At 69.2% G+C, this 14,812-nt stretch carries 14 protein-coding genes; 10 read left to right on the top strand and 4 right to left on the bottom strand.

The features are described from left to right. Positions 1-313: 313 nt before the first annotated feature. A complete protein-coding gene (locus ON29_RS36200; protein WP_157172945.1) occupies positions 314-463 on the bottom strand; it encodes a hypothetical protein in 150 nt (49 codons plus the stop codon). Between the two features lie 171 nt (positions 464-634). Further along, entirely contained in the window at positions 635-1,603 is a 969-nt protein-coding gene (locus ON29_RS30020) for a helix-turn-helix transcriptional regulator (protein WP_040871495.1), read from the bottom strand. Between the two features lie 63 nt (positions 1,604-1,666). Between ON29_RS30020 and ON29_RS30015 the strand changes: the two genes are divergently transcribed. The 6 genes from ON29_RS30015 (at position 1,667) to ON29_RS29990 (ending at position 9,372) form a co-directional block, all read left to right on the top strand. Continuing rightward, positions 1,667-3,958, top strand: a complete 2,292-nt coding sequence (locus ON29_RS30015; protein WP_040871494.1) for an excinuclease ABC subunit UvrA — start codon at positions 1,667-1,669, stop codon at positions 3,956-3,958. A 120-nt stretch (positions 3,959-4,078) separates the two neighbouring features. After that, positions 4,079-4,957, top strand: coding sequence for a glycoside hydrolase family protein (locus ON29_RS30010; protein WP_040871492.1), 879 nt, complete (start codon positions 4,079-4,081; stop codon positions 4,955-4,957). A gap of 119 nt (positions 4,958-5,076) precedes the next feature. Continuing rightward, positions 5,077-6,489: an L-fucose/L-arabinose isomerase family protein gene (locus ON29_RS30005; RefSeq protein ID WP_040871487.1), complete on the top strand. Its 1,413-nt coding sequence runs from the start codon at positions 5,077-5,079 to the stop codon at positions 6,487-6,489. 2 nt (positions 6,490-6,491) lie between these two features. Next, positions 6,492-7,973 (top strand): FGGY-family carbohydrate kinase, encoded by a 1,482-nt coding sequence (locus ON29_RS30000; RefSeq protein WP_040871486.1) that lies wholly within the window; start codon positions 6,492-6,494, stop codon positions 7,971-7,973. 50 nt (positions 7,974-8,023) lie between these two features. Beyond that, positions 8,024-8,365 carry a thioredoxin family protein gene (locus ON29_RS29995; protein ID WP_040871500.1) on the top strand — a complete coding sequence of 114 codons (342 nt, stop codon included), beginning with the start codon at positions 8,024-8,026 and terminating at the stop codon, positions 8,363-8,365. Then, entirely contained in the window at positions 8,362-9,372 is a 1,011-nt protein-coding gene (locus ON29_RS29990; RefSeq protein ID WP_051175753.1) for a glycoside hydrolase family 172 protein, read from the top strand. The genes ON29_RS29995 and ON29_RS29990 overlap by 4 nt, the downstream gene beginning before the upstream one ends. Here ON29_RS29990 and ON29_RS29985 read toward each other — a convergent pair. Continuing rightward, entirely contained in the window at positions 9,363-9,854 is a 492-nt protein-coding gene (locus ON29_RS29985; protein ID WP_040871485.1) for a hypothetical protein, read from the bottom strand. The two genes, ON29_RS29990 and ON29_RS29985, sit on opposite strands and share 10 nt — an antisense overlap. A 77-nt stretch (positions 9,855-9,931) precedes the next feature. Between ON29_RS29985 and xylB the strand changes: the two genes are divergently transcribed. The 3 genes from xylB (at position 9,932) to ON29_RS29970 (ending at position 12,362) form a co-directional block, all read left to right on the top strand. Beyond that, a complete protein-coding gene (gene xylB, locus ON29_RS29980; RefSeq protein WP_040871484.1) occupies positions 9,932-11,353 on the top strand; it encodes a xylulokinase in 1,422 nt (473 codons plus the stop codon). Positions 11,354-11,504: 151 nt separating this feature from the next. Next, the gene (locus ON29_RS29975) at positions 11,505-12,134 is read left to right on the top strand and encodes a maleylpyruvate isomerase family mycothiol-dependent enzyme (RefSeq protein WP_051175752.1); all 630 of its coding nucleotides are present in this window, start codon (positions 11,505-11,507) and stop codon (positions 12,132-12,134) included. A gap of 36 nt (positions 12,135-12,170) precedes the next feature. Further along, positions 12,171-12,362 (top strand): hypothetical protein, encoded by a 192-nt coding sequence (locus ON29_RS29970; RefSeq protein WP_040871483.1) that lies wholly within the window; start codon positions 12,171-12,173, stop codon positions 12,360-12,362. Positions 12,363-12,538: 176 nt separating this feature from the next. On the opposite strand, the gene ON29_RS29965 is transcribed toward ON29_RS29970, so the two are convergent. Next, a complete protein-coding gene (locus ON29_RS29965) occupies positions 12,539-13,276 on the bottom strand; it encodes an AraC family transcriptional regulator (RefSeq protein ID WP_040871481.1) in 738 nt (245 codons plus the stop codon). A gap of 56 nt (positions 13,277-13,332) precedes the next feature. Between ON29_RS29965 and ON29_RS29960 the strand changes: the two genes are divergently transcribed. Next, on the top strand, positions 13,333-14,502 hold the full coding sequence (locus ON29_RS29960) for an MFS transporter (RefSeq protein WP_040871480.1): 1,170 nt from the start codon (positions 13,333-13,335) through the stop codon (positions 14,500-14,502). The last annotated feature ends 310 nt before the right edge of the window (positions 14,503-14,812 follow it).

Here is a 14,812-nt window from a genome sequence, read left to right as displayed (position 1 = left end):
CTTAGCCCATTCGTTCACCCGATCAAAATCGGGCTCCCGTTCGAGCCATGTGATGGCCAGGCGCTCCTCGTCCTACCTCGTTTCCCAGTCCATCCGCTCGGCGTCTCCGCCTTGCTTCTCGGCTCCGGGTCGGTGTCCGTGTCGCTCTGACTCGGATAAAGTTACGCGGCGGAAAACGCTACGTCAAATCGCCTGTCCAGCGCGTCTTTTCGCAGGTCAGAGGCGCGCCGGTGGGCGTGCGCCCGGCGGAATGACACAAATGTGATTCAGGCCACGACAAGATCGTTTCGATTGCTCGTACGGCAATCCCCGATCAGCCGCCCAAGGGAGCTCGACGCGGCACGACCTTGCGGTAGGAGATCCGCCATCCGGCGGATTCCCGCACCACGACGTCTTCGTATGTCACGCTCCCGCAACCGCTGTCGGCCTTGATGCCGATTCCCTTGGACCGCACCACGACCATGCCCGCGTCGTTCTGGGCGATGAGGACATTGGTGACGTGGTGAGGTGACCGTGCTTGGCCATGAGGTCGTTGATCTCGAAGCGGTCTTCTGGTGAAAGCGTCGTGCGCAGCACCGTAGTGCCGCTCTCGATGCAGGTCAGGTGATTATTCGTCCGGCGGACGTGCTGCCACTCATTGCGGGATGGCAGCCGCACGAAGCAATTTCGCGCCGAGGTCGGCGAGGAGATCTCTCATCTCGGGGGGTTCGACGACCTCGAAGTCCAGATTCAGGTGGGCGATGCGCAGTGCGGTCCACTCCATGGAATCGGCCGAGGTGCGCAACAGGCAGGTGTGCGCATCCAGCGGTTCGATCTCCTCCGCGCGCACGCGGAACGCCTCGGCGAGGGTCTCGGCACCCGCGTGCACGCGCAGGACCACTCGGCGGACCGGCCTGGTGTGAGCCAATTGGCTGGTGACGAAGGTCGCCGCGTCCTCGGCGGGCAGCGCTCGCGCCGCGCACCGTATTCCGGTGGGCTGCGGAGACGTCAGCCGATCCACCCGGAAGGTGCGCCAATCCGCGCGATCGACGTCCCATGCGACCAGGTACCAGCGGCGACCGGCGGAGACCAGACTGTGCGGTTCGGTGAGGCGGCCGGTTTCCGCGTCGGCCTTGTCCCGGTAGCGGAAGCGGATCCGTTCGCCGTCGCGCGCGGCGGCGGCCAAGGCGACGAGCACCTCCGGATCGACCATCGGACCGGCCGGGGGCCCGCCGAGCGAGACGGTGGTGGTGTCTATCGCGTCGACCCGGCGGCGCAATCGCGACGGCAGCACCTGCTGCAGTTTCACCAGGGCGCGGGCAGCCGACTCCTCGATACCCGCGATCGCGCCCTGCGCCGCGCCACGCAGCCCGAGGGTGATCGCGACCGCCTCCTCGTCGTCGATTAGTAGCGGCGGCAGCGCGGCGCCCGCTTCCAGGCGGTATCCGCCTATCGCGCCGAGGGAGGCGACCACGGGATATTCCAGCTCGCGCAGGCGCTCCACATCGCGGCGCACCGTCCGCACGGTGACCCCGAGCCGCGCGGCCAGCTCCGGACCGCTCCATTCGCGGCGGGTTTGCAGCAGCGACAGCAGCTGGAGCAGGCGCGCGGCGGTCTGGGTCACGGGTTCCAGTATGGCCGGGAAGGAGGACAGAACCTGACCTCATCGGCTCCTAGCGTGAGGCTCGTGCATGCTCATCGAGACACCATCAGCATCGTCGGGGCAAGGGAGAACAACCTCCGGGACGTGTCGCTGACGATCCCCAAGGGCAAGATCGTGGTCTTCACCGGCGTCTCCGGTTCGGGGAAGTCATCGATCGTCTTCGGGACCGTGGCGGTCGAATCGCAGCGGCAGCTCAACGAGACCTTCACCTGGTTCATTCGCAACCGGCTGCCCAAGTACGAGCGGCCCGAGGCCGACGCGATCGACAATCTCGCGCCCGCCGTCGTCGTCGATCAGAAGCCGATCGGCGGCAATTCCCGTTCCACCGTGGGGACCATGACAGATATCCAGTCGATCATCCGCGTGCTGTTCTCCCGGCACAGCGTGCCGAGCGCGGGCGAGGCGACGCGCTATTCGTTCAACGACCCGCTGGGCATGTGCCCCGCGTGCGGCGGTCTGGGTCATGTGGTGCGCCCGGATCTGGGCAAGCTCATCGATACCGGCAAGTCGCTGAACGAGGGAGCCATCACCTTCGGTCCGTTCGCGGTCGGATCCTTCCAATGGCAGCTCTACGCCGAGTCGGGACTGTTCGACCCGGACAAGCCACTGCGGGACTTCACGACGGAGGAGTGGCAGTTGTTCCTGCACGGCAAGGGGTTCCGGGTGCCGCGCAAGAACCGGAACGGATCCGCGGGGAACAACGCCTACGAGGGTCTGCTGGAGCGGTTCGACCGCCTCTACATCAAGCGCGATCTCACCGCGCTGTCGGACAGGAATCGCGCGGCCGCCCGCGCCGTGGTCACCGAGGAGATCTGCCCGGATTGCGGGGGCGCCCGGCTCAACGCCGCCGCGCTGGCGAGCCGGATCGATGGCCTCGGCATCGCCGACTACGGCAGGCTGGAGATCACCGATCTCATCGAGGTGCTCGCGGGACTGGACGATCCGGTGGCTCGGCCGATCGCGCGGGCGGCCATCGGGCGATTGCGCCGGATCGAGGAGGTCGGGCTCGGCTACCTGTCGCTCGATCGGGAGACCTCGACCCTCTCCGGCGGCGAGGCGCAGCGCCTGAAGGTGGTCCGGCATCTGGGCTCCAGCCTCACCGGTATGACCTACATCTTCGACGAGCCCAGCGTCGGCATGCATCCGCGCGACGTGGGGCGGCTGAACACTCTGCTGAGCCGGCTGCGCGACAAGGGGAACACCGTCCTGGTGGTGGAGCACTCCCCCGACGTCATCGACGTCGCCGACCATGTGGTCGACATGGGGCCGGGGGCCGGTTCGCGCGGCGGGCGGGTCGTGTTCCAGGGCACGGTCGATCAGCTCCGGACCGCGCCGACGGCGACCGGTGCGGGATTGCGCCGGGCGCGGCGGGTGAAGGACGACGTCCGCGAGCCGACGGGATGGCTGACCGTCACCGATGCCGACGCCTACAACCTGAAGAGCCTCACCGCGCGGTTTCCGACGGGCGTGCTCACGGCGGTGACCGGCGTGGCGGGTTCCGGGAAGAGCACACTGGTTTCCGGCGCGTTCGTCGCCGCGCATCCGCAGGTCATCGCGGTGGACCAAACCGCGATCGCCGCCTCCCGGCGCTCCAGCCCGGCCACCTTTCTCGGCATCATGGACCCGCTGCGTCAGCTGTTCGCCAAGCGGCACGGTGTGCGGCCGGGCTTGTTCAGTTTCAACTCCGACGGCGCCTGCGGCGAATGCGATGGCGCGGGAGTGATCTTCACCGACCTGGCGTACATGGATCCGGTCACCACGGTGTGCCGGGCCTGCCACGGACGCAGGTATCGCCAGGAAGCGCTCGCCTACGCGATCCGCGGGGCGTCGATCGCCGACGTCCTGGAGATGCCCGCCGAGGAGGCGCTGGAATTCTGGGCCGAAGACGGAGACCGGCGCGTGCTCACGCCGTTGCGGGCTCTGCTCGACGTCGGTCTCGGCTATCTCACCCTCGGCCGCGCGCTCACGTCGCTGTCCGGCGGTGAGCGCCAGCGCATCAAGCTGGCCGATCATCTCCAGCGACGCACCGGAGCCGGTATCTATGTGCTCGACGAGCCGACCACCGGACTGCACATGGCCGACGTCGACACGCTGGTCGGACTGCTGGACCGGCTGGTCGACGCGGGCAACACGGTGATCGTCATCGAACACGATCTCGACGTCGTCGCCAGGGCCGACTGGGTGATCGATCTCGGACCGGACGGCGGAAAGCACGGCGGCGAAATAGTTTTCGCCGGGACCCCGGCGGCCCTGCTGGCGGACGACCGGTCGCTGACCGCGGAATACCTGCGGCGCAGCGTCGGCGTCCGCGCCTGACCGCCCCGCGGGAAAGTCATAGCGTCATCACACGGATCTCGGCTGCCGGAGCATCGAGCAGCCGGGTTCCATCGGACCGATACCGCACAGGGACGTCTACCGCGGCGGCATCATGAACCTATGACGACACGGGAGGTGGTCCGGGCGGGAGCTTTCGCGCGGATCTACGACCCGGGCGTCGGCGAATCGGAAGCCTGGTACATCAACGATCACACGATCGTCCGCGACGACGCCGGGCGCTGGCACCTCTTCGGCATCACCCACCCGGAACCCGCCGACCCGTTCGACGAGACCGAGTTCGCCCACGCCACCGCGGACCGGCTGCACGGGCCGTGGACCACGCGCGACCGTGCGTTGCTGGTGGATCGGAACTACGGCGAAACGCATCTGTGGGCGCCTTACGTAGTCGGCGCCCACGAGCGGTACTACATGTTCTACGCGGCGGGCGGAGCCGACCGCACCGCCGCGGCGATGAACCTGGCGACGTCGCGCGATCTCTCCCGATGGACCCGATCGCCCGCGGGCCCGCTGTTCCGCGACGGATACGACGCTCGCGACCCGATGGTGGTGCGCGTGGGCGACCAATGGGTGATGTATTACTGCGCGACCAGCGCCCCGGCGGGCGGTCACCATGTCGTCGCCTATCGCACCAGTACCGACCTCGTGCATTGGGGTGAGCGCCACATCGCGTACACGGACCCGACCAAAGGCACCGAGGCGGGCAACACCGAATCGCCTTACGTCCTGCGCCACGACGGATGGTGGTACCTGTTCATCGGCCCGCGCCCGCATTACGTCGGCACCGACGTCTTCCGCAGTGACAGCCCTTTCCGCTTCCGCATCGGAGACAAGGTCGGCCACATCGCGGCGCACGCCGCCGAAGTGATCGGCGCGGACGGCCGCTGGTGGATCACCAGTGCGGGCTGGGGCCGGGGCGGCGTCCATCTGGCGCCGCTCGACTTTCCGCAGTCGCGCGTGGTCAAAACGGTTCCGCGCTAAGCGGTCCGACGCACGGGCCCGAGCGCGAATTCGGCGAAAGGCGCTCCGGGCTCGGTCGCGGCTGGTATCTGTTGATCGAGTCGAACTCTCCGATCACCCCACCTACGGGAGGGACCGGCATGGCCCGTATCGGCGTTATCAGTGTTTCCGATGGCCGCGACTATGTGCATGCGGGCATCGCCGATTTCATCGCCACCACCGAGGATCGCCTGGTTGCCGCGCTGGCGGCGGCGGGACACGATGTGGTGCGCGGCGCGGCGCCGATCAGCGACAACGCGCTGGCTACGTCGGTGGCGCGCACCGTCGCGGCGGCGGGCGTCGATCTGACCGTCCTGCACTATGCCGTCTGGGCGTTCCCGCATTTCACCATGCTCGCGGCGGGCGCCATCGCAGGGCCGCTGCTGCTGCTGTCGAATATCGACCCGGTGCAGCCCGGGATGGTCGGCATGCTCGCCGCGGGCGGCGCACTGGATCAGGTCGGGCGCAGGCACAGCAGGCTGTGGGGTGATCCGTCCGATCCCGAACTCGTCGAGGCCATCGGCGTGCGGGCGCGGGCCGCGGCCGCCGTATCGGGCTTGCGCGGTTCGACATTCGGGCGTTTCGGCGGGCGGCCGATGGGCATGAACACCGCGGTCGCCAATACCGATCAGTGGCAGCGGCAGTTCGGCATCGACGTCGAGGAAATAGATCAGTGGGAGATCGTGCGGCGCGCCGAATTGGCCGACGTGGGCGAGGCGCGGGCCGCACGCGAGTGGCTGGAGCGGCACACCGCGGGCGTGCACTACGACGGGGCGAAGCTCACCCCGCAACTACTGGAACGCCAGATCCGGTCCTATCTGGCGGTACGCGAATTGATCGCCGAATGGCGGCTGGACTTCTCGGGCATCAAGGGGCAGCCCGAACTCACCCAGTATTTCGCCACCATGGACGTCACCGAGGCGTTCCTCAACGATCCCTACGACTGGAACGGTCCGAAGGAACCGCACGTCTGCGCCACCGAGGCGGATATGGACGGTGCGCTGACCATGCAACTGCTCAAGCGGATCGCGGGCACCCCGGTGCTGTTCGCCGACGTCCGGCACTATCACGCAGATCGCGACATCTGGGACCTCTGCAATTCCGGCCAGCACGCCACCTGGTTCGCCGCGCGCAGCGCCGATCCCGCCGAGAACCTGGCGAAGGTGCACCTGTATCCGGAGGTCTTCTTCTTTCCCGCGGGCGGCGCCTCGGTGCACCATCTGGCCGCTCCGGGCCGGATGACCCTCGCGCGGCTGACCCGTCTCGACGGCGACTACCGCATGCAGCTGATGCTCGGCGAGTTCGAGCACTACGACCAGCAGACCAACGAGGCGCTGATGAACCAGTCGACCCGGGAGTGGCCGCACGCGTTCGCCCGGCTGGACGCGCGCGCCGAGGACTTCCTGAACCGCTTCGGCGCCAACCACATCCACGCGGTGCCCGGCGACCACCGGGCGGCCGTCCGCGCGACGTGCGAGTTGCTCGACGTCACGGTGGACGAGTTCACGCGGTGACGATGTTCCTCGGCATCGACATCGGTACCGCGAGTTCCAAAGGCGTGCTCACCGATGCCCGCGGCACGATTCTCGCCAGGGCCGAGCGGGCGCACGAGGTTTCCATGCCGCACCCCGGCTGGGTCGAGCACGACGCTGAGACGGTGTGGTGGGCCGACTTCGTCGCACTCGCCCGCGACCTGGTGGCGGCGGCCGACGGCGCCACGCTCGACGGTCTGGCGGTATCCGGCATCGGTCCGTGCCTGCTGCCCGCCGACGCCCGGGGCAGGCCGCTGCGCCCTGCCATCCTCTACGGTGTCGACACCAGGGCCGGGGCCGAGATCAACGAGCTGAACGAGGAATTCGGCGCGCGGGCCGTGCTCGACCGCGCCGGATCGCCACTGACCAGCCAGGCCGTCGGCCCGAAGGCGCGGTGGCTGGCCCGGCACGAGCCGGACGTCGCCGCACGCACCGAACTGCTGCTGATGGCGAGTTCTTTCCTGGTGTACCGGCTCACCGGCCGGTACGTTCTGGACCACCAATCGGCCAGTCAGTGCGTACCGCTGTACGACCTGCGCGAACGCGCGTGGGCGACGGACTGGGCCGAGCGGATCGTGCCGGGCTGGACCCTGCCGGAGCTGGCCTGGCCCACCGAGATCGTGGGCCGGGTGAGCGCGGACGCCGCGGCCGCCACGGGCCTTCCGGCCGGGTTGCCGGTCACGACCGGCACCATCGACGCCTGGGCCGAGGCGGCCAGCGTCGGCGTCCGCGCTCCGGGCGACGCGATGATCATGTACGGCACCACGATGTTCCTGGTGCAGGTGCTCACCGACCCGCGTCCGCATCCCGGCCTCTGGGGCACCTGCGGCACTTGGCCGGACACGTACACCCTCGCCGCGGGTATGGCCACCTCCGGCGCCGTCACCGACTGGCTGCGCAAACTCGTGGGCGGCGAGTTCGCCGACCTGGTCGTCGCGGCCGCGGACGTGCCGGCGGGCAGCAGAGGGCTGCTGGCGCTGCCCTATTTCGCCGGTGAGCGCACTCCCCTGTTCGACCCGGATGCGCGTGGCATCGTCGCGGGACTCACCCTCGGGCACGGTCGGGCCGAGCTCTACCGCGCGGTACTGGAGGGCATCGCCTACGGCGTGCGGCACAATCTCGAGGCCATGACCGAAGCCGGTGGGCGGGCGGCGCGGTTGGTCGCCGTGGGCGGTGGCACCAAAGGCGGGCTGTGGACCCGGATCGTCTCCGACGTCACCGGGCTGCCCCAGCAGTTGCCCGCCGAGACCGTCGGCGCGAGCCTCGGTGACGCTCTGCTCGCCGCCGAGGCCGCCGGAGTCGGCACCTCCGCGTGGAATCCGGTGGTCGACACCGTGCTGCCACGTCCCGAACGCGTCGCGAAATACGAGGAGTACTACCGGCACTACCGGGATCTCTACGATCGCACGACGACTATCGCGCATTTCCTCGCGGCCGAACAGCGCCGTGCGGGTGCGTCTTCTTGAACGCCCATGCGACGATGCGGAGCCGGTTCGCGGAACGATACGAGGATTTCATGCCCACGATCACTCTGACCCAGGACAATTTCGACTCCGTCGTCGCATCACATTCCATCGTGCTCGTGGATTGGTGGGCCGGATGGTGCGGGCCGTGCCGGCATTTCGCTCCGGTGTACGAGTCGTCCGCGCAGCGGCATCCGCAGATCGTGCACGGCAAGGTCGACACCGAAGCGGAAGTGGCATCGACCGCCACCGCGCGGCTCGACATGGATCGGGTTCGCCGGGAACTCGCCCAGCGAGCCGACGCCGAGCAACCGGCCGCGGCCGGCAGGCCGGGCTCCGCGCGCAGGGCCGGGCTCGCGCCCATCGCGCCCCGATACGGGTGGCCGGGATTGTGACCGCGCCGGGCGGAGAACTGTGGCGGCTGGACGGCACGCGAACGCGGTCGGTCAGCGCCGAGAACCCGACGGGAGCGCCCGGCGCGGGCGCGCGGGCGACCGACGGCACCGGAGCGCACGCGGCCCGGCTGCTGGGCCCGGGATGGAAGATCTCGCCTTCGATCGCGCTCGCCCACGGGGAGACCGCCACGCTGGCCGACGTTTCCGGCCCCGGCGTGTTCAGGCATTTCTGGCTGACCACCGAACGTTCCGTCCTTCGCGCACTGACACTGCGGATGACCTGGGACGACGCGCCGCGGCCCGCGATCGAGGCGCCGCTCGGCGACTTCTTCTGCAACGGATGGGGTGAGACGGCCCTGCTGAGTTCGGAGATGGTGGTGGTCGCGCCCGCGGGCGGCCTGAACAGCTACTGGCCCATGCCGTTCCGGCACCGAGCGCGCATCACACTGGAGAATCGTTGCGGCCGTGCGGTTCCGGTGTACTACCAGGCGACCTTCACCGAAGAGGACGTGCCGGACGACGCGGGGTATCTGCACACGCGGTGGATGCGAACGACCGGCTTGGGCAGCCCGGCCGTGCACACGATTCTCGACACCGTGCCCGGGCCCGGCCGCTACGTCGGTACCTACCTCGCCATCCGCCCGGGCGCGCCGGGATGGTGGGGCGAGGGCGAAGTCAAGTTCTTCCTCGACGGGGACGCCGAGCATCCTACGATTTGCGGAACGGGCACCGAGGACTATTTCGGCGGCGCCTGGAACTTCGACCTCGACGGGATGTATCGGACGTATTCCACGCCGTATCTCGGCCTGCACCAGGTGCTGCCGCCGGAGCAGATCTATCGACCCGATCAGCGGTTCGGCATGTACCGCTGGCACGTGCGCGATCCGATCTGTTTCGAACGCGAACTGCGCGTCACCGTGCAGGCCCTCGGATGGCAGGACGCGCAGACCTATCTTCCGTTGGAGGACGCCGAGGTGGCGACCACCGCTTGGTGGTATCAGGGCTGATCGGGGTCGTCCGGATTCGAGGGGAAGTCCAGCGCGAGGAGTTCGTCGGCGCGTGCCAGCGCCGCGTCCATGCCCGCGGTGAGATCGTCCATCACGCTCAGCCCGTCGAGCAATCCGGAGAGTTCGTCCTGCACGGCGCGCAGTTCCGCGATCGCCGGATCGATCGGGAACCATGCGACGGACTCGTGCCACCACGGATCGCCGGACAGCCAAGACCACAGCACATCGCGGACCAGCACCGGGTCGGAGGTGTACATCTGGAAGGACTCCGTCGCCGAACCGGCCCGGTGCTCGAGCTCGTAGACGCCGTCGGGCAGCAACTTGGCGCGGATCTCGTGCTGGTCGGCGCGGCTGAGCTCGAGGATCGCGTGTTCCGGCCCGGCCGGTTCGTCGAGCAGGTCGCCGAGCGCGTCCTCGGTCAATTCCGGTAGGTGCGTCCCGTCTCCCGTGCGGATGCGCACGTCGGTGGGGTCGATGCTCACCGCGACAGTCTGCCCGATCCGGCGGCCGAATACCCGAAATGCTCCGGTGCGGGGTGACAAGGGGCAAGGTGGTCGGTATGGGTCTGCTCCAGACGACGGTGGCGGGAGTCGACAGCTCCACCCAGTCGTGCAAAGTCGTCGTCTGCGACGCCGACAGCGGTGAGATTCTCGGTCACGGACGGGCCCCGCACCCGGAGGGAACCGAAGTCGCCCCGGCTGCGTGGTGGGACGCGCTACGGACGGCGAGCGCGGGGTTACTCGACGACGTCGACGCGATAGCCGTCGCGGGGCAGCAGCAGGGCTTGGTCCCTCTGGACGCGGCGGGCGTCCCGGTGCGGGACGCGCTGCTGTGGAACGATGTCCGCTCCGCCGACGCGGCGAAGGAATTGATCGCCGACCTCGGCGGCCCCCGGGCGTGGGCCGAAGCGGTCGGCAGCGTGCCGGTGGCCGGCACGACCGTCGCCAAACTGCGCTGGCTGGCCGACCACGAGCCCGAACTCGCCGACCGCACCGCGCACGTCGTGCTGCCGCACGACTATCTGACCTGGCGGCTACGGGGCGGTGAACCGGGACGCATGCTCGCGCCGACCACCGACCGGGGCGATGCCTCCGGCACCGGCTATTGGTCGCCCGCCGACGGCGGCTATCGCGAAGACCTGCTCGCCATGGCCTTCCGTGGACGTCGCCCGGCCCTGCCCGAGGTTCTCGGTCCGGATCAGCCCGCAGGACGCACACCGTCGGGCGCGCTGGTCGCCGCCGGAACCGGGGACAACGCCGGCGCCGCGCTGGGCTTGGGCATCACCGATGGCGACGTGGTGGTCTCCCTCGGCACCAGCGGAACGGCCTACGCACGCACCGACCGTCCCGCCGCCGACTCGACCGGTGCGGTCGCCGGGTTCGCGGACGCCACCGGCGCGTTCCTGCCGCTGGTCTGCACGCTCAACGCCGCCCGCATCCTGACCGCGACCGCCCATCTGCTCGGCGTGGATCTGCCCACGCTGGAATCGCTGGCCGCGCAGGAGCCGCCGGGCGCGGACGGCGTGGTCCTGCTGCCCTATCTCACCGGTGAACGCACGCCCAACCTGCCGCACGCCACGGGCAGCCTGCACGGGTTGCGGCCGGAGGCGATGCGCCCCGGCACGGTGGCCCGCGCCGCCTTCGAGGGCCTGCTGTGCCATCTTGCCGACGCGCTCGACCACCTCACCAAGATCGGAGGGATGACGCCGCGGCGCGTGCTGCTCATCGGCGGCGCGGCACGCTCCCGGCTGGTGGCCGCGATCGCCGCGCAAGTCTTCGGCGTCACGGTGACGGTGCCGGAACCGGCCGAGTACGTCGCGCTCGGCGCTGCCCGGCAAGCGGCATGGGCGCTCAGCGGCGCATCCCGGCCGCCGTCCTGGCCTGCGTGCTCGGTGGCGGAGATTCCGCCACCGGAGGACACCGCTACCGGACGAGAGATCAGGGCCGAGTATCGGAGTGCCCGCCAGGCGCTCTACGGCTGACCACGTCTCCCCGCTATTCCCAGCCGGTCCGCGCCCGCACATCGGGATGTGAAAGCACCTCGTTCCGCTTCTCGACCGCCGATTTTCGTCGCCGGGTGGCGCCTCGACGGCGTGAGGGGTTTGATCACCCTCGTCGAAGAGAGGTGGACGAATGACCGAGACCCAGGTGCGAAGGGCGGTGACGGCGGAACGGACGGAACTCGCCGAACTCTTGGCCGGGCTGGATGCCGCGAGCTGGGATGCGCCGACCCTGTGCGTGGGCTGGCGGGTACGCGAAGTAGTCGCGCACATCACCATGCCGTATCGCCTGTCGAGCGCGCGATTCACGCTGGGGATGCTCACCGCGTTCGGCAACTTCAACCGCATGGCCGACCGCACCGCCCGGGTGGACGCCGCCACGCTCAGCACAGCGGACCTGCTGAAATCGCTGTGGGACAACGTCGATCACCCCTGGCGGCCGCCGGGCGGCGGGCTTTCCAACGCGTTGAGCCACGATGTGATCCACGGGCTGGACATCACCGTGGCGCTGGGGCTGGACCGCCGGGTGCCCGAGGACCGGATGCGCATGGTCCTGGACACGATCGAGCCCAGGACCGCCAAGTTGTTCGGCGCCAAACTCGGCGGCATCGAACTGCGCGCCGACGACCTGGACTTCCGCTACGGCTCCGGCACGGTGCTGTCGGGCCGCGCCCAGGACCTGCTGCTCGTGTTGTGCGGCCGCAAGCTGCCCGCCGGATACCTGCGGGGCGAACCCGCCGAGCGGTTCACCGCGCCCGGCTGATCCCGGCATCCCCGACTAGCGCGAGAAGGACCGCGCGTGAACCACGGCCACCAGCCGCTCCGGGCCGACCTCACCGAAGGGCGGCTGCTCACACCGCCTGCGAACTCACGAACCACCGCGCCCGCACGGCTCGACGAGCGCGCGAAGACGCCGACCGTCATCGATGCCGACGACGGCGGGGACGTGGTGCCGGTCATCACCCTGATCTGCGATCCCGCCCAGGCCTGACGGATGCCGGTGGATGGAATGACCATGTCTGTGCGGGTTTTCGACTAGGTTGAGCAGGTTCACCAGCCTGACGGTCGGCCACGGGCCTAGGATTGCTCCTTCCTTGCCGTTTGCCGTTCGGTGGCGGGCAGGAAAGAGCATTGCAATGGTGGATGCAATACGGCCGACGGTCGTGGTCACTGGTGTAGGTGCGTGCCGGGGGTGTGCCCGAAGGTCGTGCGGAAGGTATCGATGAACGCACTCGCCGAGGCCCAGCCGCAACGGTGGGCCACCGTGGTCACCGGAGTCTTTTGAGCGAGCAGGATCAGCGCGTGATGCAGGCGCAGCTGGGTGCGCCACTGGGGGAATGTCAGCCCGAGATCGCTGCGGAACAGCCGCGACAGAGTGCGGTCGCTGGCGCCGACCTCGCGACCGAGCTCGGCCAGAGTGCGAGGGTCGGCGGGGTCAGCACGAAGGATGTCGCAGACCGCGCGCAGCAGCGGTGCGGTGGGTGCGGGAACGTGCAAGGGCTGCTGCGGGCTGGTGTGGAGCTGGTCGAGCAGCACCGCACGCAGCCGGGTCCTTTGTGGGGTGTCGGCGGTGTCGCGGGTGTAGGCGATGATCAGCTCCCGCAGCAGCGGGCCCACGGCGAGAACGGTAGGCGCGTCCAGGCGCAAGGGGTTGTCGGTGGCGGGCAGACCGAGCATGTGCAGTTCGAGTTCGCCGTAGGCGCGGTGGGCATGCACGGTGCCCGCGGGTACCCAGATGGCGTGGGTGCCGGGCGCGACCCACGTACCGGCGTCGGTGCTGATGGACAGCACTCCGTGCCCGGCGTAGATGATCTGGTGGTCGTCGTGGCGGTGGGCGTCGATCTGTTCGCCGGGGACCAGGAGCTGGGCGCGAGTCGGCGCGGCGGATTGGTGGCGGATTTCCATTACAACCTGACAGTTTATCGGAAGCGCGACAACGGCCTGGTAGCGAGCATGGGCTGGTGCGACGAAATACCTCAACTCTGCTGCTGTCCACTGGCCACGCGTGCGTCGACGTCTACCAGGGTGCGGTCGCCGCGCTCGTTCCGTTCTTCGTCGCCGAACGTGACTACACCTACGCCGCGGCCTCAGGAATCGTGCTCGCGGCCTCGCTGCTGTCCTCGGTGGTGCAGCCGCTGTTCGGTGCGCTGACCGATCGGTGGCCGATGCCGTGGCTGCTGCCGGTGGCCACCGTGGTCGGCGGCGCGGGAATCGCGATCAGTGGACTGAACGGTTCCTATGCAGTGACTCTGATGTTCGTGGCGGTCTCCGGGATCGGTGTGGCGGCATACCATCCGGAGTCCGCGCGGATCGCGCGCGCGGCCAGTGGTGGCAGCCACACCCACATGGCCTACTTCGCCACCGGCGGCAACATCGGCTTCGCGCTCGCACCGCTGCTGGTCGCGGCCACCGTCTCGGTGGACGGGCTGGGCTGGACCCCGTTGCTGATACTGCCCGCGCTCGCGGGGGCGGCGATGACCCTGCCGGTGTTGCGCGCCCTGCAGCAGCGCCGGGCAGACGGGGACGGCGGGTTCGCCCCTTCCGGGCGTGACGACACCGCCTCATTCCTGCGCCTGTCGGCGGCGGTGATCTTCCGCTCGATCGCCTTCGTCGGATTGAGCACCTTCATCTCCCTCTACATCGGCCAGCGACTGGGCGGGAGCACGTCCGCCGGCACAGTCGCGCTGTTCGTGCTCTACCTGGGCGGGGTGATCGGCTCGCTGCTGGGTGGGTCGCTGGCCGAGCGCTGCGACCGGGTCTTGGTCTCGCGTTGGTCCTACCTGGTGGCCGCGGGCGCGATCGCCGGGGTGGTGTGGACTCCCGGGCGAGCGGTGTATGTGTTTATCGCACTGACCTCGATCGGGCTCTACGTGCCCTTCTCGCTGCAGGTCACCCTCGGCCAGGACTATCTGCCCTCTCGGGTCGGCACCGCCAGTGGTGTCACACTCGGACTCACCGTCAGCATCGGTGGGCTGGCCAGCCCCCTGCTCGGGTGGCTGGCCGATGCCACGAGTCTGCAGACCGCCCTCATCCCGTTGGTACTCATGCCGGTGCTGAGCTGGCTGCTGTTCCGCACGCTACGCGACCCCGCCACCCGGACACTCGAGATGGCTTCCACCGCAGCAGCCTGATCCACGGGTCTGCGCGCGAGAACGTCGTGCGCTCGGGCGGCCCGTGTCACGACCGGCAGGTTGGCGAGGCCCGCTGACCGGGTCGTGCGTGGAGACCGCGGCCTTCTGGTCGTGATCGCGCAGTAGCCGCAGGACGGTGGCCCCGGCGAGGGGTGGCAGCCCGCACCACTGGTCGCTACCGATACACCGATTCACGACACATCGTCGGCCACGACCGGTTCCGTGTGGAGGTCGATGATGTCTCGCCCGCTCGAGCGCGGATCCGCCGACCAGCTCGCCACCTGTTGAGGTGTCGACTACCACGGGGGGT

The sequence above is a fragment of the Nocardia exalbida NBRC 100660 genome (assembly GCF_000308575.1).
GTDB classification, from domain to species: domain Bacteria; phylum Actinomycetota; class Actinomycetes; order Mycobacteriales; family Mycobacteriaceae; genus Nocardia; species Nocardia exalbida.
The sequence above is the reverse complement of the archived record's forward strand: the minus strand, read 5'-3'. Positions and strand labels throughout refer to the sequence as shown.

Bases quoted from the DNA above. Each gene is read 5' to 3' on its own strand.
- ON29_RS29975 (WP_051175752.1), top strand. From the start codon at position 11,505: ATGACCGAGACCCAGGTGCGAAGGGCGGTGACGGCGGAACGGACGGAA.
- ON29_RS29965 (WP_040871481.1), bottom strand. From the start codon at position 13,276: ATGGAAATCCGCCACCAATCCGCCGCGCCGACTCGCGCCCAGCTCCTG.
- ON29_RS36200 (WP_157172945.1), bottom strand. From the start codon at position 463: ATGGTCGTGGTGCGGTCCAAGGGAATCGGCATCAAGGCCGACAGCGGT.
- xylB (WP_040871484.1), top strand. From the start codon at position 9,932: ATGGGTCTGCTCCAGACGACGGTGGCGGGAGTCGACAGCTCCACCCAG.
- ON29_RS30000 (WP_040871486.1), top strand. From the start codon at position 6,492: ATGTTCCTCGGCATCGACATCGGTACCGCGAGTTCCAAAGGCGTGCTC.
- ON29_RS30010 (WP_040871492.1), top strand. From the start codon at position 4,079: ATGACGACACGGGAGGTGGTCCGGGCGGGAGCTTTCGCGCGGATCTAC.
- ON29_RS29995 (WP_040871500.1), top strand. From the start codon at position 8,024: ATGCCCACGATCACTCTGACCCAGGACAATTTCGACTCCGTCGTCGCA.
- ON29_RS30005 (WP_040871487.1), top strand. From the start codon at position 5,077: ATGGCCCGTATCGGCGTTATCAGTGTTTCCGATGGCCGCGACTATGTG.